Annotated in this window: 15 protein-coding genes; 7 read left to right on the top strand and 8 right to left on the bottom strand. The window is 56.4% G+C overall.

The window, feature by feature from the left end:
* Positions 1-26 precede the first annotated feature (26 nt).
* The 3 genes from IEX74_RS01870 (at position 27) to IEX74_RS01860 (ending at position 4,388) form a co-directional block, all read left to right on the top strand.
* Positions 27-1,121, top strand: coding sequence for a mannose-1-phosphate guanylyltransferase (locus IEX74_RS01870; RefSeq protein ID WP_188810372.1), 1,095 nt, complete (start codon positions 27-29; stop codon positions 1,119-1,121).
* A 665-nt stretch (positions 1,122-1,786) separates the two neighbouring features.
* Positions 1,787-2,524 carry a class I SAM-dependent methyltransferase gene (locus IEX74_RS01865; RefSeq protein WP_188810370.1) on the top strand — a complete coding sequence of 246 codons (738 nt, stop codon included), beginning with the start codon at positions 1,787-1,789 and terminating at the stop codon, positions 2,522-2,524.
* 160 nt (positions 2,525-2,684) lie between these two features.
* Entirely contained in the window at positions 2,685-4,388 is a 1,704-nt protein-coding gene (locus IEX74_RS01860) for a GH39 family glycosyl hydrolase (RefSeq protein ID WP_373285518.1), read from the top strand.
* Between the two features lie 76 nt (positions 4,389-4,464).
* Here the strand turns inward: IEX74_RS01860 and kduI are convergent, their stop codons facing one another.
* Positions 4,465-5,295: a 5-dehydro-4-deoxy-D-glucuronate isomerase gene (gene kduI, locus IEX74_RS01855; RefSeq protein WP_188810369.1), complete on the bottom strand. Its 831-nt coding sequence runs from the start codon at positions 5,293-5,295 to the stop codon at positions 4,465-4,467.
* Between the two features lie 112 nt (positions 5,296-5,407).
* A complete protein-coding gene (kduD, locus tag IEX74_RS01850) occupies positions 5,408-6,178 on the bottom strand; it encodes a 2-dehydro-3-deoxy-D-gluconate 5-dehydrogenase KduD (RefSeq protein ID WP_188810367.1) in 771 nt (256 codons plus the stop codon).
* Positions 6,179-6,599: 421 nt separating this feature from the next.
* Between kduD and IEX74_RS01845 the strand changes: the two genes are divergently transcribed.
* Both IEX74_RS01845 and IEX74_RS01840 read left to right on the top strand, forming a co-directional pair.
* The gene (locus IEX74_RS01845; protein ID WP_188810365.1) at positions 6,600-9,722 is read left to right on the top strand and encodes a SusC/RagA family TonB-linked outer membrane protein; all 3,123 of its coding nucleotides are present in this window, start codon (positions 6,600-6,602) and stop codon (positions 9,720-9,722) included.
* Between the two features lie 129 nt (positions 9,723-9,851).
* Positions 9,852-11,429, top strand: a complete 1,578-nt coding sequence (locus IEX74_RS01840) for a RagB/SusD family nutrient uptake outer membrane protein (RefSeq protein ID WP_188810363.1) — start codon at positions 9,852-9,854, stop codon at positions 11,427-11,429.
* Positions 11,430-11,503: 74 nt separating this feature from the next.
* Here the strand turns inward: IEX74_RS01840 and IEX74_RS01835 are convergent, their stop codons facing one another.
* The 6 genes from IEX74_RS01835 to IEX74_RS01810 all read right to left on the bottom strand — a co-directional run bounded on the left by IEX74_RS01835 (position 11,504) and on the right by IEX74_RS01810 (position 19,029).
* A complete protein-coding gene (locus IEX74_RS01835) occupies positions 11,504-12,037 on the bottom strand; it encodes a GNAT family N-acetyltransferase (protein ID WP_188810361.1) in 534 nt (177 codons plus the stop codon).
* Positions 12,038-12,117: 80 nt separating this feature from the next.
* Positions 12,118-13,044: a 23S rRNA (guanosine(2251)-2'-O)-methyltransferase RlmB gene (gene rlmB, locus IEX74_RS01830; protein ID WP_308421104.1), complete on the bottom strand. Its 927-nt coding sequence runs from the start codon at positions 13,042-13,044 to the stop codon at positions 12,118-12,120.
* A complete protein-coding gene (locus IEX74_RS01825) occupies positions 13,008-14,198 on the bottom strand; it encodes a GWxTD domain-containing protein (RefSeq protein WP_188810359.1) in 1,191 nt (396 codons plus the stop codon). Before IEX74_RS01825 ends, rlmB begins: the two co-directional genes overlap by 37 nt.
* A 174-nt stretch (positions 14,199-14,372) precedes the next feature.
* Positions 14,373-17,387: a glycosyltransferase family 117 protein gene (locus IEX74_RS01820; protein ID WP_188810357.1), complete on the bottom strand. Its 3,015-nt coding sequence runs from the start codon at positions 17,385-17,387 to the stop codon at positions 14,373-14,375.
* A 156-nt stretch (positions 17,388-17,543) separates the two neighbouring features.
* Positions 17,544-17,939, bottom strand: a complete 396-nt coding sequence (locus IEX74_RS01815) for a T9SS type A sorting domain-containing protein (protein ID WP_188810355.1) — start codon at positions 17,937-17,939, stop codon at positions 17,544-17,546.
* 295 nt (positions 17,940-18,234) lie between these two features.
* Positions 18,235-19,029: a biotin--[acetyl-CoA-carboxylase] ligase gene (locus IEX74_RS01810; RefSeq protein ID WP_229755080.1), complete on the bottom strand. Its 795-nt coding sequence runs from the start codon at positions 19,027-19,029 to the stop codon at positions 18,235-18,237.
* Between the two features lie 15 nt (positions 19,030-19,044).
* Here IEX74_RS01810 and rsfS point away from each other — a divergent pair, with 15 nt between their 5' ends.
* Both rsfS and ftsH read left to right on the top strand, forming a co-directional pair.
* On the top strand, positions 19,045-19,431 hold the full coding sequence (gene rsfS, locus IEX74_RS01805) for a ribosome silencing factor (RefSeq protein ID WP_188810353.1): 387 nt from the start codon (positions 19,045-19,047) through the stop codon (positions 19,429-19,431).
* A gap of 74 nt (positions 19,432-19,505) precedes the next feature.
* A complete protein-coding gene (gene ftsH / locus IEX74_RS01800) occupies positions 19,506-21,617 on the top strand; it encodes an ATP-dependent zinc metalloprotease FtsH (protein ID WP_188810351.1) in 2,112 nt (703 codons plus the stop codon).
* The last annotated feature ends 45 nt before the right edge of the window (positions 21,618-21,662 follow it).

Here is a 21,662-nt window from a genome sequence, read left to right as displayed (position 1 = left end):
ACTCTTAGTTGCTGACTTTTTTGACTATGGAACAGAACACCTATCTCGTGGTAATGGCGGGCGGCATTGGAAGCCGCTTCTGGCCTTTCAGCCGCACCAATCACCCCAAGCAGTTTCACGACGTAATGGGCGTGGGGCGCTCGATGCTGCAACTCACTGTCGACCGCTTCAAGGGCATTTGTCCGCCGGAAAACGTGTTTGTCGTGACCAACCGCGACTATACGGAGCTGGTACACCAGCACTTACCGGAGCTGCCGCTGGATCAGATCCTGGGCGAGCCGATCGGGCGCAACACGGCGCCGTGCATTGCCTATGCCAGCTACCGCATCGCGCAGCGCGACCCGAAAGCCGTTATCGTGGTGACGCCCGCCGACCATGCCGTGATGCGGGAGGAAGAGTTCCGCACCAACATCAGCAAAGCCGTGGATGCCGCCCGCAGCCACGAAGTGCTGATCACGCTCGGCATCAAGCCCGCCCGCCCCGATACTGGCTACGGCTACATTCAGTACCTGGATCAGGAAGACAACAAAGCCGAGATGCCCGGCGGCCTGAAGAAAGTGAAAACCTTCACGGAAAAGCCGAATCTGGAACTGGCGAAGATGTTCATGGAAAGCGGCGACTTCCTCTGGAACTCGGGCCTGTTTGTGTGGCGCGCCGACGTGATTGTGCAGGCCTTCCACAATTACCTGAGCGACATTGCCGAAGTATTCGATGATGGCCTGTCGCAACTCGGCACGCCGCAGGAGGAAGAGTTCATCACGCAGGCTTACACACGTTGCCGCAACATCAGCATCGACTACGGCATCATGGAAAAGGCTGACAACGTGTACGTACTGCCCGCCGACTTCGGCTGGAGCGACCTAGGTACCTGGGATTCGCTGCACCGCATCGGCCGCCCCGACGAGTGCAACAATGTGGTCGACGGTGACGTGATTCTCTACGACACCTGCGAGTGCGTGATCAAAACGCCGTCGGAGCGCCTGGTAGTGGTGCAAGGGCTGGATGGCTACATCGTGGCCGAGTACGACAACGTGCTGCTCATCTGCAAGCGCACCGAAGAGCAGCGCGTGAAAGAGTTCGTGGCCGACGTGAAAGCCAAGAAGGGTAGCGGTTACAACTAACAGCTGCCTGGAAACAGCTCCGCAGCGATAAGCTTATCGCAAAGAACAGTCCCCAAGATGCCTCTTCGCTAGGAGGTATTTTGGGGACTGTTCTTTTGGATGTGCTCTTGCCGTTTGGAGTACTTTGAAGCAACGTACGCTGCTTAGCCAAGGTTATTATTAGCAATAATTATCTACTATTAATGTGATTTTAACACCTATGTACTTACTATACTGTATACTTGCTAATAATACGACCTGTTAAAGCCCAACGCTTTAGTCCCATCGAGCTAGTCTTCTTAGGCGGTAAGTGTCTGGGCCTAGGGCTTCGTTAATGCCTGAGCGGCAGTTGCAGAGCTAGCTTTGAGTGGCGCAATAAAGTTCAGAGACGCGAACTGCCGTGCGTGTTTGGCCAGACGAGCCATTCCATAGCTTACTAGCATAACCAGACCATCACCTACTGAGCATCTTATGCAAATTATCCTGCAGATGCTTCATTCCCACACCTATACGTTGGCGCTTACAATAATCGGCCGCAACGCTGCCGGTTAGCGAAGCTAGGCTGCACGACCTGACTCTTGGATTTCAGGGCGTGAGAAGAGGGAGTTCACAACAGACTTGTATTTGAGGTAAATGCCTCTAGCGCAAGTGCTTGTTTGAAGGTAACGACATAACGGCGGAGTGGTATGGATTTCAAGGACAGATTGTACAACGTCTACGTTAGTAGTGAACAGGGCGGCGGGAAGGTGCTGGACCAGCTACAGAACGGCACGAGCTTGTTTTCTGGCAATGCTCCCTACATAACCCAATTAATCAAGCGACACATTCCGGCGGATCGAAGCGTCCGGATTATGGACCTAGGTTGCGGACACGGAGCGCACCTCTATTTTCTGAAGCAATGCGGCTATCAGAACTTGGTTGGGGTCGATACGTCGGCCGAGCAAGTGGAGCTGGCGCATCGGTTGGGCGTCGAGGAGGTGCAACTCGGTAATATTGAGGATTTCCTGTCCGACGATAAGGAGTCGGCGGATGTCGTGTTGCTGATTGACATTCTGGAACACCTGCCGCTAACGTTTGTTTTTGAGTTGCTTGACAGCATCTTCGTCAAGCTCAACAAAGGCGGACGCCTGATTATTCACGTTCCAAATGCCGAAGGCCTCTACGGCATGCGCATACGCTACGGTGACTTAACCCACGAACAAGCATTTACGCCCACCTCGATGCGCCAATTGCTGAAAACCGTGGGGTTCTCCACAGTTGCGTACTCAGAGGATAAACCTGTTGTTCACGGCGTTACGTCCCTGATCCGCCGCCTGCTCTGGGGCGTGCTGACGGCGCCGCACCGCTTGCTGCTGATGGCCGAAACCGGTCATACGGAGTTTGTGCTGTCGCAGAACATGCTGGTGGTGGCGCAGAAAGCGTAACAGATAGCACGCATACCTAGGTCGGTTCACGGAGGTATCGAAGGAGTTCTGCCTGAAGCCAGCTGCTTGCCGGAACCTGATAATCAGCTAGCTTTAAGCGCCTGCTGTTCCGCTCAGCGCCCGCACTTCCACCCACTTATCAGGCAGGCATAACCTAGGTATGCTATTTAAAACAGCTAGCTCATTGCGGCAGCCGGTTTGGCTGCTGCTACTAATGCTGCTTGTCTGCGAAGCAGGACGCGCCCAAAAGGCGCCAACTCCTGAGCCCGTGCGCATCGACGTGAACCTGCAACAGGAGCTAGGTCCGATGAAGCCGATCTGGGCGTGGTTTGGCTACGACGAGCCGAACTACACCTATATGAAGGACGGCCGCAAGCTCCTCACCGAGCTGAGCCAGCTTAGTCCGGTGCCGGTGTACGTGCGGGCGCACAACCTGCTGACGTCCGGCGACGGCACCGCAGCCATGAAATGGGGCTCCACGAACGTGTACACCGAAGATGCGCAAGGCCGGCCGCACTACAGCTGGGCCATTGTCGACAGCATTTTCGACACGTACATCAAGCGTGGTATGAAGCCGTTGGCGCAGCTAGGTTTTATGCCTGAGGCTATGTCGACGCACCCGGAGCCGTACCGCCATTATTGGCAGCCGGGGCAGCCGTACCAGAACATTGTGACCGGCTGGGCTTACCCGCCCAAAGATTACCAGAAGTGGGGCGAGCTAGCCTACCAATGGGTGCGCCACTGCGTGCAGCGCTACGGGCAAAAGGAGGTGGAAAGCTGGTACTGGGAGGTTTGGAATGAGCCGGACGGCTTCTACTGGAAAGGCACGCAAGCCGACTTCTTCAAGCTCTACGACTACGCCGCCGATGGCGTGAAGCGTGCCCTGCCTACCGCCCGCATCGGCGGCCCCAACGTGACGGGTGGCGCGCAGAAGTACCTGGATGCGTTTCTCAAGCATTGCCTGGAGGAAACCAACTACGCGACCGGTAAAGTAGGTTCACCGCTGGATGCTATCCTGTTCCATGCCAAAGGCGCCCCGAAACTTGTGAACGGCATGGTGGTGATGGATGTGCGCCAGCAGCTGCGCAACATCGACGGGCACCTGAAAATTGTCGCCAAGTACCCGCAGCTGAAGAACTTACCCATCATCCTCGGCGAATCGGACCCGGAAGGGTGCGCGGCCTGCGGCATGCAGACTAACCCGGAAAACGCGTACCGCAACGGCACCATGTATTCGAGCTACACGGCGGCCTCGCTGGCCCGCGAGTATGCCTTAATGGATGCCTACCAAGCCAACCTCATCGGGGCTACAAACTGGTCATTCGAGTTTGAGAACCAGCCGTGGTTTGCGGGCTATCGGGACCTAGCTACCAATGGCGTCGATAAGCCGGTGCTGAACGTGTTTCGCATGCTAGGTATGATGAAGGGCCAACGCGTAGCCGTGCAAAGCCCGCGCATGTACCCGCTCCAAACCGTGCTCGACTCGAGCGTGCGCGCCCGCCCCGACATCGGCGCGCTAGCCGCCAAAGAGCAGCGCACGGCTACTGTATTGGTCTGGAATTATCATGATGCTAATCAGGCTGGCCCCACTGAGCCCGTGCAGGTGCGCTTGCAGGATGTGCCCGCCAGCGCCGTTACGGTAACACATTACCGAATTGATAATGAGCGCAGCAACTCGTACGAAGCCTGGAAAAAGATGGGCTCACCAGCGCAGCCAACCGCCGCGCAGATAACAGCACTGGAAAAAGCCGGGCAGCTACAAATGCTAGGTAAGCCAGCAAAATTTCATGTGAAAAACGGTACGCTTGCTCTCGACCTAGGTTTGCCGCGGCAAGGCGTGTCGTTGCTGAAAGTTGATTGGTAGGAAAAAATGTAGCGCGAACCGAAGGCTTGGCTAACGCCTTCCTTCGGTTCGCGCTACCTACTTCGACGCTAAAAACCTAGCTCAGGTCGTAGATGCCAACGGGGTCCATGTCAGTGTACTCCAGGTTTTCGCCGGCCATACCCCAGATGAAGGCGTAGTTGCTGGTGCCACAACCCGTATGAATCGACCAGGGCGGTGAAAGAATTGCCTGCTCGTTGCTGATCCACAGCGGACGGGTTTCCTGCGGCTCACCCATCATGTGCAGCACGCGCTGGTTTTCGGGCAAGTTGAAGTAGAGGTACGCCTCCATGCGCCGGTCGTGGACGTGGCTGGGCATGGTGTTCCACACACTGCCGGGCTTGAGCTGGGTGAGGCCCATCACGAGCTGGCAGCTCGGAATGCCTTCGTTATAGATGTACTTGTAGATGGTGCGCTGGTTGGCCGTTTCCATCGCGCCCATTTCCACCGGGGTTGCTTCGGCTTGGGTGCGGCGCGTGGTCGGGTATTCCTTATGAGCGGGGGCCGACAAGATGTAGTACTTGGCCGGATTCGCAGCATCGACGCTGCTGAACTGCACCTCGCGCGAGCCTCGGCCCACGTACAGGCAATCCTGGGTACCTAGGTCGTAGGTCTGCCCATCGACTACAATCTGGCCGGGGCCACCGATGTTGAGCGCCCCTAGCTCCCGGCGTTCCAGGAAGAAGTTCGCCTTAAGATTTTCAGGGCAAGGAAGCGTCAGCGACTCCGAGAGGGGCGAAGCGCCACCCACAATCATGCGGTCGTAGTGCGTGTACACCAGGTTGATGTCGCCGGGCACAAAAACGGTTTCAACCAGAAAGTGGCTGCGCAGCTCCGTCGTATTCATAGCCGCCGTTTCGCGCGGGCTACAGGCATAGTATTGAATCATGGAAGTGTTGAATGTTGAGTGTTGAATGTTGAATGTCAGGTGTTGAATAAGGAGAGTGGATTACGCATTGCGTCTACAATTCAACACTCAACATTCAACACTTAACATTTTCTTACCGTCCCATCCAGCCGCCGTCGACGGTCAGGATGGTGCCGTGTACGTAGTCGCCAGCCTTGGAGGCGAGGAAAACCGTTGGGCCTTTGAAATCGTCGGGGGTGCCCCAGCGGCCGGCCGGGATGCGACCTAGGATGCTTTGACTGCGGTCGGGGTCGTTGCGCAGGGCCTCGGTGTTGTCGGTGGCAATGTAGCCGGGCGCAATAGCATTCACGTTCACGCCTTTGCCGCCCCATTCGTTTGCCAGCGCCTTCACCAAGCTACCGATAGCACCTTTGCTGGCCGCGTAGCCCGGCACGTTGATGCCGCCTTGAAACGTGAGCAGCGAAGCCGTGAAGATGATCTTGCCCGAGCCCTGCGCCAGCATCTGCCCGCCAATAGCGCGGGCCAGGCGGAAAGGCGCATCCAGGTTGATGGTGAGCACCTCATCCCAGTATTCGTCGGAGTGCTCGGCGGCGGGGGCGCGGCGGATGGTGCCGGCGTTGTTGATGAGAATGTCGATGCGGGGGAAATCCTGCTGTACCCGCTGAATAAAGCTGTCGACTTGGTCGCGCTGGCTGAAGTCGGCCTGGTAGGCGGTGAAGTTGCGGCCCAGGGCGCGTACGGCCTGTTCGGTTTCGCTGCCGCTCAGAGCCAGCGAAGCCGACACGCCGATGATGTCGGCGCCGGCTGCCGCCAACCCTAGGGCCATGCCTTGCCCGATGCCTTTGTTGCAGCCCGTTACCAGCGCGATTTTGCCGGTCAGGTCGAAAAGGGATGATGTATCCATGAGGTCCGTTTTGGTTAGTGGGCGTTAAGGTAAGAAGCCGGGGCTTTCCATGCCTCCTGCTCCTGCCTTTTCCTCGTCAGCTAACTGGCGCCCCCGGCAAAGGGCTTGACTGCGCCGGCGGGGGTGGCGGGTGGGCCGCAACGGCGGTTTATACAACGGGTTGAGACCTAGGTTGCTAAAATCGGACAGCTGCCTAATTTATCCCCCATTTTGACTAAAAGCACCCCGTCCTGCTCCGGAAAGGAGGTGTACTTTTCGACTATTCAATTGAAGTCTGGCTGTGGCGCTGCCTGCTGGCGAGCCGCCGGGGCGAGGGCAGTAGCCTCACGCATGTGCTAGGTTTTCAGGCGGATAATTCGTGCTTGTCTTCTCCATCTCCCACCTGTTCCGGCATCGGCCGGGATGCTAATTCTTTTCATCTATGAGAGTAAAAACATTACTCTTATGCGGGGCACTTGTGCCTCTACAAGCCTCGCTTTCTGCTGCTGCTTATGCGAAGAACGCGGAGGGCAACAACAAGGCAGTCGCCAATTCAGCGCTGCCCGCCAACACGGAGCTAGCTGCCGAAGGACCGGTAACCGGCACGGTGCTCGACGAAAAGGGCAATGGGATGCCGGGCGCCACGGTGGTGCTGAAAGGCACCACCCTAGGTACTACCACCGACGTAAACGGCCGCTTCACCCTCAACATTCCGGCGGGTGCCACCACGCCTACGTTGGTCATTTCCTCCATCGGCTACGTGAAGCAGGAAATTCCGGTTGGCACCCAGACTACTTTTTCTATCAAGCTAGCCCAGAACACGCAGGACCTGAACGAGGTAGTGGTGGTGGGCTACGGCACCCAGAAACGCTCCGACGTGACGGGCTCCGTGGCTTCGGTGCCGCAGGACCGCTTGGAGCGTATTCCGGTTTCGAACGTGGCGCAGGCGCTGCAAGGTGCGGTAGCAGGTGTCAACATCACTGCTTCGTCGAGCGTGCCGGGCAGTCAGCCTAACATCCAGATCCGGGGTGTGCGCTCCATCACTGCCGGCACCAACCCGTACCTGGTAGTAGATGGGGTGCCGTTTCCGGGCAACCTGAACGACATCAACCCCAACGACATTGCCTCTATCGAGATTCTGAAGGATGCTTCTTCGACGGCCATCTATGGCACGCGGGGCTCCAACGGGGTAATCCTGGTGACGACCAAGCGCGGCAAAACCGGTAAGCCCCAGATTCGCTACAACGGCTACGCCGGACCCGAGTACATGGTCAACAAGCTGCACCCGCTCAATGGGCCAGCCTTCTCGGAGAAGTGGCAGGAGTTTACCCGCCAGCGCGGCATCAACCTCTCGCCCGTACCAAACACCGGTGAGCTGGAAAACTACAATGCCGGTCGCACCACCGACTGGATGGATCTGGTTAAGCAGCAAGGCTTTATTCAGGACCACAACGCCTCTATTTCGGGTGGTACCGAAAACGTGAAATTCTTCGTATCGGGCGACTATTTCAAGCAGAAAGGCATTATCAAAGGCTACCAGTTTCAGCGGATTAGCCTGCGCTCGAACATTGACGCCACGCTCACGGACTGGCTGCGCGTAGGCACCTCGGCTTTCTACTCGACTTCCAACGACAACGGCGGCCGCGCCGACCTGAGCCTGGCCCAGGTGCTGAGCCCCTACGGCACGCCTTACAACCCCGACGGCACCTACACGATTTATCCGCAGCCGCCGGAACAGCTGGTGAAGAATGCCTTGCTAGGTTTGACCACGCAGCGCGAGGACCGCGTAAATCAGCTCACCGGCACCGGCTACGCTGAGGTGGAGCCTACCTTTATAGAAGGGCTGAAATACCGCCTGAACGCCACGTACTCGTACCGACCCGGGCGCTTCGCCAACTACAACGGTCGGGCCTTCGGCGACCTGCGCGGCACGGCCCAACTCATCAACGATGAGCGCCAGAACTACACAGTGGAGAACCTGCTGTTTTACAACCGGACGTTCGGCAAGCACCACTTCGATCTGACGGCCCTTTACAGCGCCCAGGAAAACCGCTACTTCACGACCAGCCAAACGGCCACCGGCTTCATCAACGACCGGATTGGCTTTAACAGCATTGGCTCGGGTGCGAACACGCCCACCATCAGCTCGTATAGTGAGCGCCGCACACTGGTGTCGCAGATGGGACGCCTCAACTACAACTACGACAGCCGCTACCTGTTCACGGTGACGGCCCGGCGCGACGGCTCGTCGGTGTTCGGTGCTGAGGCCGACAAGTACGCCATCTTCCCTTCCGTAGCCCTAGGATGGAACATCGGCAACGAGGCTTTCCTGAAAGACCAAAGCACGGTGAACGTGCTGAAGCTGCGCTTTTCGTATGGCACTACAGGAAATGAAGGCATCAATCCGTATGGCACCATCACGGGCAACGGGCTGCTGCAATATGCCTACGGCGGGGTACCCACCACGGGCGTACAGCCCAACCGGATCGGAAACCCACTTCTGAAGTGGGAGCAAACGACCAGCGCCAACTATGCGGTGGATTTTGGCTTTCTGAAAAACCGCATCACCGGTACCGTTGAGTACTACGACGCCAAAACCGAGGATCTGCTGCTGAACCGTCAGATTCCGATTATCTCGGGCTACGGCACCATTCTGGACAACGTAGGCTCGGTGCGCAACCGCGGTCTGGAAGTGAGCCTGACCACGGCTAACGTGCAGAACTCCAACTTCACCTGGGAAACGACCCTGAACGCCTCGGGCAACCGCAACAAGCTGCTGAGCCTAGGGTACACCAGCGCCGATGACATCGGCAACAACCTCTTCATTGGTCGGCCGCTCAACGGCGTGTACACTTACGTAAAAACCGGCGTGTGGCAGCAGGGAGAAGACCCCAGCGGCCAGGACCCCACCGCCAAGCCCGGCGACCTGAAGTTTGCGGACCTCAACGGCGACAAGCAGATCACAACTCTCGACCGCCGGTACCTAGGTACGAACCTTCCCAAATGGCAGGGCGGCATCACCAACACCTTTACCTACAAAGGGTTGAGTTTGCGGGTGTTCATCCAGACGGTGCAGGGCGTGCTGAAGAACAACAACAACCTGAACTTTCTGGATCTAGGTGGGCGCCTCAACACCTCGCGGGAAGTTGGCTACTGGACACCCGAAAACAAGAGCCAAGACCGTCCCGGCTTGAGCTACATCAACCCCCGTCAGTACGGTTTTCCGAGCAACGGTAGCTTCACGCGCCTTAAAGACCTAACGCTGAACTATACCTTCCCGGCCGCCCTGATCGATAAGCTCAAGCTAGGTGCACTGTCGGTGTACGTGAGCGGGCGCAACCTCTACACCTGGACCAAGTGGGTTGGCTGGGACCCCGAGCAGACCTACACCCTCGGCAACGGCACCGGCAACATCGACAACCCCATCAGCCTGCTCAGCTCATCCACGAATTTCAGTCCCAATACGAACGTCAATAATGGCACGCCGGGTGCGACGCAGGGCTCCAACCCCAACTTCCCCACCGTGCGCACGTTCGTCTTCGGCCTCAACCTAGGTCTGCGTTAAAATTTTCAGCTGTTAGCTGATGGCTGTTAGCTGCTAGCCTTTCCACCTTATCGAAAAAGCTAACAGCTAACAGCCATCAGCTAAGCAATAATAGCTGGCAGCTCATTTTAAAAAATCCCACTTCGACATATGAAACGCTTTGCGCTAGCCTTTACAGCCCTGCTGGTCACGGCTCAGTTTATCAGCTCTTGTAAGAAAGATTACCTCGACGAAAACCCCGCCTCGCTCTACACGCCCCAAACGGTGCTTGTGGACTCGCTGGGCTTCGAATCGGCTATGGCCGGCCTGCAATCGGTGGTGCGCGAGCAGTACACCCGCTCCGATGAGCAGGGCCTGCTCGGCATGATGCAGGAAGGCACCGACGTAGCCATTCCTGGTCAGGTGCAGGGGGCTGAGATTCCCTACTACAACTACACCTTGCTCAACCCGCAAGACCGGGCCGCAGAAGTGATGTGGAGTTGGGCTTACCGGACCATCAACAACTGCAACCAGATTATTCAGGGCGCAGCCAATGCGCCGGCCACGTTGCGGCAGGGCTACAAAAACCGCATCAGCGCGGAAGCTAGGTTCTTCCGCGCCTACGCTTACAATTTCCTGGCAACCCTCTGGGGCGACGTGCCGCTGGTAGAAGCACCCGTGACCTCGCCGCGCACTGACTTCACGCGCACACCAGTTGCGGACGTCAATGCATTTATCATCAACGACTTGACAACGGCTATTCCAAGTATGTTCACTGCGAGCCAAGCTGCGTCGGGGCGGATTACGCGGGGTGCAGCCCAGCACCTGCTCGGTGAAGTGTACCTGCGCACTGGCCAGAACGCGCAGGCCGAGCAAGTGCTGCAAGCCCTGATCAACAGCAATCAGTACAAGCTCATCATGGCCCGCTATGGGGTGCGAGCCAGCCAGCCCGGCGACTACTTCTCCGACATGTTTATTGTTGGCAACCAGCGTCGCAACCAAGGCAACACGGAAGTCATCTGGGGTATTGAGCAGCAGTTGCTCGTACCCGGTGCCACCACCAGCGCGCAGCAGCGCCGCATGTGGGTGCCCGCTTACTACAACATCAAAGGGATGGCCTTGGCTGATTCGCTCGGAGGCCGTGGCCTAGGTCGCCTGCGCCTCAGCAACTGGGTCGACTACCGGCTGTACTCAAATCCAGATATGCGCAACTCGAAGTATAACCTCAAGCGGCGCTTCTACTACAACGACGCCACGATGCCCGCCACCTACGGCAAGCGCGTGACGGGCCTGACGGGCTCGGATACTATCTACAATATTACGCCCTACACCACCAAGTGGAACCAGTTTGACCCCGCCGACACCTTCGGCTTCGGTACTATTAAAGATCTGACTATGATGCGTTTAGGTGAAACGTATCTGCTGCTGGCCGAGGCGCAGTTCAAGCAAGGCAAACTGGCCGAAGCAGCCGCTAGCATCAACATGCTGCGCACCCGCGCTCAGGCTCCGCAGGTGACGGCCAGCCAGATAAACCTGAACTTTATCCTCGATGAGCGCGCCCGCGAGCTGATTGGCGAGGAGCAGCGCCGCATTACGCTGATGCGCACCGGCACACTCGTAGAACGCACGCTCCGCCTGAACGGCGCTTCCGTAACGGGCCTGACGCAGAAACACTTGCTTTTGCCCATTCCGCAGACGTCTATCGACCTGAACACCAACGGTACGTTGGCTCAGAACCCAGGCTATTAAGACTTGCAGCGTTCCAACGAAAAGCCCCGATACCTGCCAAGTGTCGGGGCTTTTTGCGTGTAAGCAGGTTGCTACTAGGCGGTGAGCGAAAGCGACTTCTCCATCACCACAAACAGGAGTTTCTGATTCGGAATGCCGAACTTAGTGGAGGTTGGGAACGGCTCGGTAGCACCAGTTAGGCGGTAGCTGCGCCGCTCATACCAAGCAATCAGCTCGTGCCGCACCGAAATGACCGTCATCGTCACTGTCTGGCAGTGCTGCTGCTGAGCGTAGGCTTCTCCCGCTTGCAGTAGCTGTTTGCCGATGCCTTGCGCCTGCAAGCCCGGCTTTACGGAGAGCATACCTAGGTACAGCGTCTCCGCCTTCTTCTCCAGGTACACGCACCCAAGCAATTGTTCTTCGGCATCGGTGCATTTGAGAATGGTGACGGTCGGCGTTTGCAGCATCTCGTGCAAAGAGTCAGCGTCCGTCCGAATGCCTTCCAGCAAATCAGCTTCAGTAGTCCAGCCTTTGCGGGATTCATCGCCGCGGTAGGCGCTGTTTACGAGTGCCACCAAGGCCGGAACGTCAGCCGGGGTAGCAGGAGTAAATTGAAGAGAATCAAGCATGAGCGTAAATGAAGCAGCTAGGTTTTGCCGAAGCGAAACCTAGCTGCTCAAAGTATAATAAGTAATTGTCTGGTGTAAGCTTACTGGCCGGCTGCGGCTCGCAGACGCTGGCGCTGCACTTCAAACAGCATAATACCGCTGGCAACCGACACGTTGAGCGAACTAATCTGCCCCACCATCGGAATGCGGATTTTGTGATCGGCCAGCTTTAGGTATTCCGGCGAAATACCATCTTCTTCGCTGCCCATGAGCACCGCTACCGGGCCGGTAAGGTCAACGTTGCCAGCCTCAAGGCTAGATTCTGCTTTCTCGGTGCACGCCACCACCTGCACCCCCGACTGTTGCAGGAAAGCAATGGTTTCTTTCAGATTAGGCTCCCGGCACACCGGAATCAGGTTCAGGGCGCCGGCCGAGGTCTTGAGAGCGTCGCCGTTGATCTGGGCCGCGCCACGACTCGGCACCACAATGGCGTTAACACCTAGGCACTCCGCATTTCGGGCAATAGAGCCGAAATTGCGCACGTCAGTGATGCGGTCGAGCAGAAGCAGAAGCGGCGTTTTACCTTCCTCGTACAAGCCGGCCAGAATGCTATCAAGCGGCTGATAGTCGATAGGCGACACGAAGGCTACTGCGCCCTGGTGGTTTTTGCGGGTAAGGTCGTTCAGCTTTTCCAGCGGCACCAAGGCCACTGGAATATTAGCAGCTTTAGCCAACTCGCTTATCTCCTGCGTAATGCTGTTTTTGGTGCTGCGCAGCAGGTAGATTTTCTCCAGCGTGCGGTTTGCATTCAGCGCCTCCAAGATGGGGCGCAGGCCAAACAGCATCTCAATGCTGCGGTCGGCGGCGGGCTTGTGCGGGTAGCGCGGCTTGTCGCCGCGGGGCGCACGGTCGCCTTCCGCGCCCCGTTCGGCGCGGTCGTTTGGCCGGTTCACCGGGCGGTTCTCGGAATCGTAAAAGCGGCGGCGCTCATTCAGCGGGCCGTCGGGGCGGTCAGTCCTTTTCTCCATTGCTCGACGGCGGCATACCAGAGTCGTTCGTACTCGGGGCGGCGCACCAATTCATAGTGTTCGGGTGCAAAGGTACTCGGTTTCGGGTGGAACGTGTACGTGCCTTCGCCCGTGGTGCCCGGCCGATACAGCCAGCGCTCCTCTGTAGCCGTCCGATACACCGTTTCCGGTGGGCCATACACAATATAAAGCATGCCGCGGTCAGTCATCCAACCAGCTTTGTAGCTTGAAAACAAGCGGTTAGCCGCCGCCACCCGTTCATAATAGGTGCGAATCAGCTGGCGAGCTATTACTTGCTGATTGGCGGCTACGCCAAGCCAAAACTGGTCAACTGCCCGCTTAGGGTCGGGCGAGTTGTACAGCTTCTGGCGCTCCGCCGTCGAGGTAAGGTAAATAAGCGGCTGAATAAGCTCAACGGCTACCGTTAGCTCCGGAAAGCTATTGCGCTCCGCCAGCAGGCCAACAGGCCGGGTGCTGCCATTCACCCGAAGCGAGTACAACCCCGGACCAGCCAGCTTGATGCGGCGTCCTGCTTGAATGGTGGAAGAGTCCTGGAGGGTCATCGTCCGGGGCGGAGGCGGCAGCGTTGCCGGATTGGTCATCGGCGGCAACGCTGCCATGAAGTTCGGCTCGTACTGCTTTATCGTAAGCGGCTGTTGAGCGCCATAGCTGCTCACTTGAAAAACCTCACCGACACGTACATAGCGCCGCAGAAGCGGGTCGCCGACAGAGTCAGTCAACATAAAGGTGCGATTGAGTCGCTCCGGCGTGATTTCCAGCCACACACCTGCACCGCTGTCCTCATTATTGGTTGTGCCGCTGTACACGTTCACCAGCTGCCCGGCAGCGAGGGAGGCAACCGGCAGCGAGAAGTCGACCAGCGTAGCCGAACCTAGGTGCCGGGTGCGCCGGGACAGGTGCCGCACGCTGTCCTGCCAAACCGGGCGCCGACTTTCGTAATCGGGCCAAGCGGCCACTTGCAGCGGCTGACCGGAGCGGGGCGCTTGCGCATCAGCGAAGCGGAGAAAAACGTGCAGACTGTCGTTCTCGCGGCGGGTATCAACCTGCACCTGGCGCTCGGTGCGATACTGATCCGAAAAGTCGCGGCGCGGACCAGCCGGTACTGCGCTCAGCAGACTTAACAAGCTGAGCACAAGTAAGAAAGGAGACGCTAAGGCAAGAAGAATCGGTTTTTTCATTTCAGCAATTACTATCGCACTGGCAAGCCTACTCTTCACAACGTTTCGCCGCAAGTTTGCTTACGTATTACAACGAAAAAAGCCGATTCCCGAAAGGAACCGGCTTTTCTTCTCTAAACCTAGGTCGGTTTACTGCTGCGGATAATATTGGTTGAGCAGCGACACGGCTTTAGAAGCGCGTTGCTGGTCGCCAATTTGCTCGGCAGCCCGGTACACATTGCTCAAGCTGATCAGGTGCGTCTGAATCTCGCGGTCGAACAGGGCGCTGTTGTGCGTTGAGTAATACGCTAATGCCTGTTGCGCACGGTTCGTTACGGTGTCCATAATCTCGTTGGCGCGCTGCTTTTCGCCTACTTCTACCAGCGGCACAATGGCCTGCGGCGTGTAGAAGTCATATGGAATCGACTTGTCCGGCATTACTTCAAACGACTTATTCAGCACTTCCTTGGCCTTCGCTTTGTCGCCGGCCGCCAGGTACGCTTCAGCCAGCTGGTTGAACTTGTCGCGGTAGTTGGCCGGGAAGCGCAGGCTGTTTTCGTCGTAGAAAATATTCGGATCGTTGAGGTTGCGATACGCAAAGACCTGCATCATGTTCTTGTACATGACGTCTTTAGCCACGTAGCCCTCGCGGTCAGCTTTGGGGTCGTAGCTTGGGTCGCGCGCCGGTAGGATGCGGTTTGCCATGCCCTCCAACTGGAAGTACGGCTGAAGGTTCATGAAATCCGAGTTGTCGACGGTTGTCGAGAAGTACACGGGGCGCTTCCAGTTATTCGTAGCCAGAATGTCCAGAATCACCAGGTTCTTCTTCTCAATGGCACCCTTACCTAGGTCCCACTCCATGCGCGGCACGAGCTGCTTGCGGCGCTCGGCCGGGATGATACCTAGCTTTTCAACAGCGGCAGTGTCAACGTCCAGGAAGAACTTGCGCGCCGGGAACGACAGCATCGTGCTGCCGCTCTGCGTACCTACTTGCAGCAACGGGCTGTTTTGCTCTACCAGCTGGATGAACTCTTTGAGGTTTAGCTCCTTAACTCCCGGATTCTCTACGTAGGGCAGGTAGTCATTCGTGCCCTGCGAGTAGTCCTTGTTTTCCATCGAAATGGGCAGCGGCTCCGATTTGTAAGCCCGGCGCTTCATTTGATCGATGTACCAGTCGGTGTTCAGGTAGCTCAATACGGCCACACGCACGTCCGTTCGGATGCCTTCTACCTCCTGCGCGTACCAGAGCGGGAAGGTGTCGTTGTCGCCGTTGGTAAACAGAATAGCGTTCGGAGCACAGGAGTTCAGCAGGTTCTTCGCCGAGTCTACTGAAGCATAACGGTCGGAGCGGTTGTGGTCGTCCCAGCCCTGCGCTACCATCAGACCGGGAGCCAACAAACCTAGCAGCAATGCTACCGCACCACGTGCCGTATCGGCTTTCAGCACCGTCCGGAGCAGCTCGGCAATACCTAGCACGCCAAGACCAATCCAGATGGCAAAAGCGTAAGTAGAGCCCGCGAAGGTGTAATCCCGCTCGCGCGGCTCAATCGGCGGCTGGTTCAGGTAAAGCACAATGGCCAGACCCGTGAACACAAACAGCAGCCCCACGATGAAAGCGGTGCGGCCGTCGCGGCGTACGTGAAAGAACAGACCCACTAAACCTAGGATCAGCGGAATTGCGAAGAAGTTGTTGTGCGCCTTGCTTTCCGCAACGCGCTCCGGCAAGCCTTGCTTCGACGAAGTAGGCCATACCACGCCAGCCTGCTGTACGTCACTTTCCCGACCCACGTAGTTCCAGAGGAAGTAGCGCATGTACATGTGCCCCATCTGGTAGCGGAACAGGAAGCTCAGGTTCTGGCCCATGGTCGGCTTGGCATACGCTGGGCGGCCGGTTTCGGGGTCGGTATATTGCTGGATGTCAATCCACTTCTTGTAGTTGTAGATGTGTTCCGGCTGCGAGCTGTACAGGCGCGGCAACAGCATTTTGTCTTCGTCGCGGTAAATGGTTTCGAGGCGCTTTTCGGCTACCACGTACTTGTCGCCTTTGCGCACGTAGCGGGGCGCGCCTTCTTCCTGGCTAACCGGCTCGGCATTGAACTGCGGACCGTAGAGCAGGGGCCGGTCGCCGTACTGCTCGCGCTTCAGGTAGCTCACAAACGACAACACATCCTCCGGATCGTTCTCGTTGATGGTGGGGTGGTAGCTGCTGCGAATCGGAACGATAAGGTAGGTCGAGTAGCCGATCAGAATGAACACGAAGCTCAGCATGGCGGTGTTCACCAGACGGTTACGCGTGCGGAACGAGTAGCGGAAACCTAGCCAGATCAGCGCGACAAAAACGATCAGGAAGAATATCAGGCCCGAATCGAAAGGCAGACCTAGGGTATTCACGAAGAACACTTCCACCGCGCCCGCCAGCGAAGGCAAGCCCGGAATGATGCCGACCAGAATAGCTCCCACGATAATCATACTGACTACCAGCGTGATGATGCCCCCCATTGTAGTAGGGTTAGCCGTGCGACGGTAGTAGTAGATAAAGCCAAGTGCCGGCAGTGCCAGCAGGTTCAGCAAGTGAACCCCGATGCTCAGACCGACCACATACGCGATCAGTATCAGCCACTTATCAGAATCGGCTTCGTGGGCGCGGTTTTCCCACTTCAGCATAATCCAGACAACCGCCGCCGTAAACAGTGACGACATAGCGTACACTTCACCTTCTACGGCATTGAACCAGAACGAATCGGAGAAGGCAAAAGCCAAGGCACCCACTACGCCTGAACCTAGGATCAGGAGTGTTTGGCCGCTGGTTGGTACTAGCTGCTCGTCGTTCGGGACATTGCTGCCAAGCACCAGCTTCTTTGCCAGTATGGTAATAGTCCAGAATAGGAAGAGCACTGTAAAGGAGCTGCTTAGCGCCGACAAGGCATTGATCAGCACCGCTACTTTCGTGACGTCGCCGAAGGAAAACAGCGACATAATGCGACCTAGCAGCAGGAAGGTGGGTGCTCCCGGTGGGTGCGGCACCAGCAGCTTGTAGGAGCAGGCGATAAACTCGCCGCAGTCCCAAAAACTAGCAGTAGGCTCTAGGGTAAGCAGGTAAGTGAGAGTGGCAATTGCAAATACCAGCCAGCCCACTAAATTATTCAGGCTTTGATAACGACGCATACTTACTAAATCAGAGAAGAGCCAAAAGTAGGCAATAAATCCGGCCGTGCCACATGCGGTTTTCAGCTACTAAAGTCAGCTTGCCAGCACGAAGCACAAAAAAAGCAGCCGAAGAATCGGCTGCTTTCGCTCGGAAAACGATGACAAGGTAATCAATTAATTCTGTAATACGAGACGTTTCGTACTTACAATTTTATCGTTTATGAGTAAGCTGTAGAAGTACATGCCGCCCGGCAAGTCCGACAGGTTCATGGCCATCGAGTTGGTGTTATCCTCGGGGCGCAACGATGTGGTGCGTACTTCGCGGCCAATAATATTGCTCAGGCGCAGTTTGTAATCCTGACCTAGGCCAATGCGTTGGTTCAGCGAAACCGTCACGATACCCTTAGCCGGGTTCGGATAAATACTTAAAACGGGGTTAGCAGTAGTAGCGCGGACTTCCTGAGCTGAGTGGGCCAAGAGGCTAGCTTTGGGCGTGACGCTGGCGGCCAAAACCGTCAGGCGCGCAGCTATGAAAGCCACAATCAGTACATAACGCGTAAAAATTTTCATGGTGCAAAGGTGGGGTAAGAAAAAGAGCAATCCGGCAAATATCGGGTTTCTTCAGTAAAAGGAGCCACGAGATTTACTCGTACGACGATCAGATTGACAAGCACCGTGCCTCGTGAGAGAAACCTAGCAACTTGTCAGGGTACTGATGTTTATTTAGAGGAAAAGGTTGCAAGAAGGTTTAATTGCCTGAACGGCAGATGAACAATTTTGTCATTCGGCATACTAAATCAGCCTACGATGCGTCAAAGATTGCCTGTCCTTCTTTTACCAAAGCGTATTTTTCTACGTTCTGCACCTAATCGTAGACGAACTTGACTTCTTGCAGGCCGAAGTGGAATAATCTTCCATCAATTTCAAGTATTAAGCGGCCGGCTTCGTCTATAGCAGTAATGCGGCCCTGCACTCTTTTGCCGGCTACCTCATAGGGGTGCCATTCCTGGTAGCGGTACAGAGCGCGCAGGTAGTCAGCGCGCAGGTTGGTGAGCTGTCCGGCGCGCAGTTGCAGGTAGCGGCGCTCCAGGCATTCGAGCAATCGGGCGGCTAACGGCGGCAGCATATAATGGCGGCCGGTAAGCCTTCCGAAAGACGTGGCGGTGGCAATGCCAAAATTTTGTTGATTGATATTTAACCCAATTCCGACGATACTAGATTGAATTTTAGCGCCGCTTACCGTGTTTTCAATGAGTATTCCACCTAGCTTCTGGTCGCTAAAGAACAGGTCGTTGGGCCATTTCAGGCGCAGCACCGGATCGGGGCCGAGCAAACTACCAGCCCAGTCGTGCACGGCTAGCGCCACGGCTTGGCTGAGTTGAAATTGATCGTTGGCAGCCAGGAAACCAGGAAACCAGACTACCGAAAGTGTCAGGTTTTCGCCCGGCATTGCCTCCCATTGGTTGCCACGTTGGCCGCGACCGGCGGTCTGTTTGTCGGTAATTACGGTGCAACCTTCGGTGGCGCTGTTTTTGACGATTAAGCGCTGGGCTTCCGTGTTTGTGGATTCACATTCAGGCAACCAGAGTAGTTGCTGGCCCGTGAACAGGGTATTGGGGGATAGTGCCTCCACCTGATTTTCGTACTTTGTGACGTTCAAACCTAATAGTATCCTATGAAAAGTACCCTCGTCCGGCAGGATTCGGACAGATTGGCAGATGTAGTAGTGCGCGGTATGCAAGAAAAAAAAGCTGCCGATATCGTGGTACTCAATCTCAAAGAACTAAAGAATGCCGTAGCCGACTATTTTGTTATCTGCTCGGCTTCATCTGATACCCAACTCGACGCTATTGCTCGCTCCGTAGAAGAAGAGGTAGAAAAGCTGACGGGCCAAAACCCGTGGCAAACTGAAGGGCGTACCAACCGTGAGTGGGTATTGCTCGATTATGTAGACGTGGTGGTGCATGTGTTCCTCCGCGACCGGCGGCAGTTCTACGCTCTGGAGGAGCTGTGGGGCGATGCCGAGATTTCTCACATCGAAGAAGAGGCTGAAGCGCGCTAAAACAAGCGTAGCGGCCCCGAACAAATCCTTCAAGCGGTGTGTTCCGCTTATGTTTTGCTCTGAAATCCCAATTCATGCCTGATACGACCCCCAAAAAGAAAAAACCCATGCTACCCGCGCCCACGCCGCGGCCGAGTATGCAGATGTGGGTGCTGGCCGGGTTAGTGGTGTTCATCTTCGGGATGTTCTACTTCAACCGGAGCACCTCGACCATCGAGACCACGCAGCAGCGCTTCGAGCAGATGCTGCTGGCCGGCGATGTGCGCGACGTGACCCTCGTAAACGACCGAATGGTAGAGGTAACGCTCAAACCAGAAGCCGTTAAGAATGCCAAGTATAATCCGGAGCTAGCTCGTCGTGGTCCGCTTGCCATGGAGCAGGGACCACAGTACAGCTTCCGTGTGGTAGATGGTAAGACCTTTAAGGAAGACCTTGATAAAGTGCAGGCTGACCTGCCGCGTGAACAGCGCGTAGGCCTCGACGTGAAAGACCGCCAAGGCTATGGCGACTTGATTACAAGCTGGGGCTTCATCCTACTGTTGTTCGTGGGCTTCTGGTTCCTGATGCGTCGCATGAGCGGTGCAGGCGGACCCGGTGGTCAGATCTTCAACATCGGTAAATCGCGCGCTGCTTTGTTTGAAGGTGGCGACAAGGTAAAGATTACGTTCAAAGATGTAGCTGGCCTGGAAGAAGCGAAGGAAGAAGTACAAGAGATTGTCGAGTTCCTGAAGAATCCTTCCAAGTTCACCATCCTAGGTGGTAAAATCCCGAAAGGTGCGCTGCTGGTAGGTCCTCCCGGTACCGGTAAAACCTTGCTTGCGAAAGCCGTAGCTGGTGAAGCTGACGTACCATTCTTCTCGCTGTCGGGTTCCGACTTCGTAGAGATGTTCGTTGGTGTGGGTGCTGCCCGCGTGCGTGACTTGTTCAAGCAAGCTAAAGCCAAAGCGCCTTGTATCATCTTCATCGACGAGATTGACGCCATTGGTCGGAGCCGTTCACGCGGCAACGTGCCCGGTGGCAACGACGAGCGCGAAAACACGCTGAACTCGCTGCTGGTAGAAATGGACGGCTTCGGTACGGACTCCGGGGTTATCATCCTGGCTGCTACCAACCGACCTGATACGCTTGACTCGGCGCTGCTGCGTCCCGGTCGTTTCGACCGTCAGATCAGTATCGACAAACCAGACATCAATGGTCGCACGCAGATCTTCAACGTGCACTTGAAGCCGCTGACCCTAGGTCCTGATGTAGAAGCCAAGAAGCTAGCTGCTCAGACGCCTGGTTTTGCGGGTGCTGAAATTGCCAACGTCTGCAACGAAGCCGCTCTGATTGCCGCACGCCGCGACAAGAAGATGGTGACAATGCAGGACTTCACCGACGCCGTTGACCGAGTAATCGGTGGTTTGGAGAAGCGCAATAAGATCATTTCTCCCGATGAGAAGCGCATTGTAGCGTATCACGAAGCTGGCCACGCTATTGCGGGTTGGTTCCTGGAACACGCTGATCCGTTGGTGAAAGTGAGCATTGTACCGCGTGGCGTGGCTGCCCTAGGTTATGCACAGTATCTGCCCCGCGAGCAGTTCCTATACAACACCGAGCAGCTCACCGATGAGATGTGCATGGCCTTAGGTGGTCGCGCCGCTGAAGAGTTGGTGTTCGGTAAGATCTCCACAGGTGCTCTGAGCGACTTGGAGCGCATCACGAAGATGGCCTACAGCATCGTGACCATGTATGGTATGAACTCGAAGCTAGGTAACATCTCCTTCTACGACTCGAAAGGGCAGAACGAATATGGCTTCACTAAGCCGTATTCGGAAGCTACTTCGCAGATGATCGACGAAGAGGTGCGCACCATCATCGAGAATGCCTACAACCGCACCAAGGAGCTGCTGACCGAGCGTCGACACGAGCTGGAGGTGATTGCCAAGGAGCTGCTGGACAAGGAAGTACTGCTGCAAGACGACCTAGAGCGTCTGGTGGGCAAACGTCCTTACGACAGCCAGACCACTTACCAGGCACACATGGCCGGCACCGATCGTAGCGAAACCCTCAGCGAGCGGAAGCAGGAGCATCCTATTCCTTTAAGTGATGATCTGCCTGACATGAACCTGCCGGGTGTAGACGACAAGCCGAATTCCAACGGTCATTCGGATGTGCCTTCGGGCAGCGCCGTAACGCCGGTTTAAGTACGTATTGTGATGTAAGTCACCGAAGAGCTAGCCCCAAAGGCT

The sequence above is a fragment of the Hymenobacter cavernae genome (assembly GCF_014641455.1).
GTDB lineage: Bacteria > Bacteroidota > Bacteroidia > Cytophagales > Hymenobacteraceae > Hymenobacter > Hymenobacter cavernae.
The sequence above is the reverse complement of the archived record's forward strand: the minus strand, read 5'-3'. Positions and strand labels throughout refer to the sequence as shown.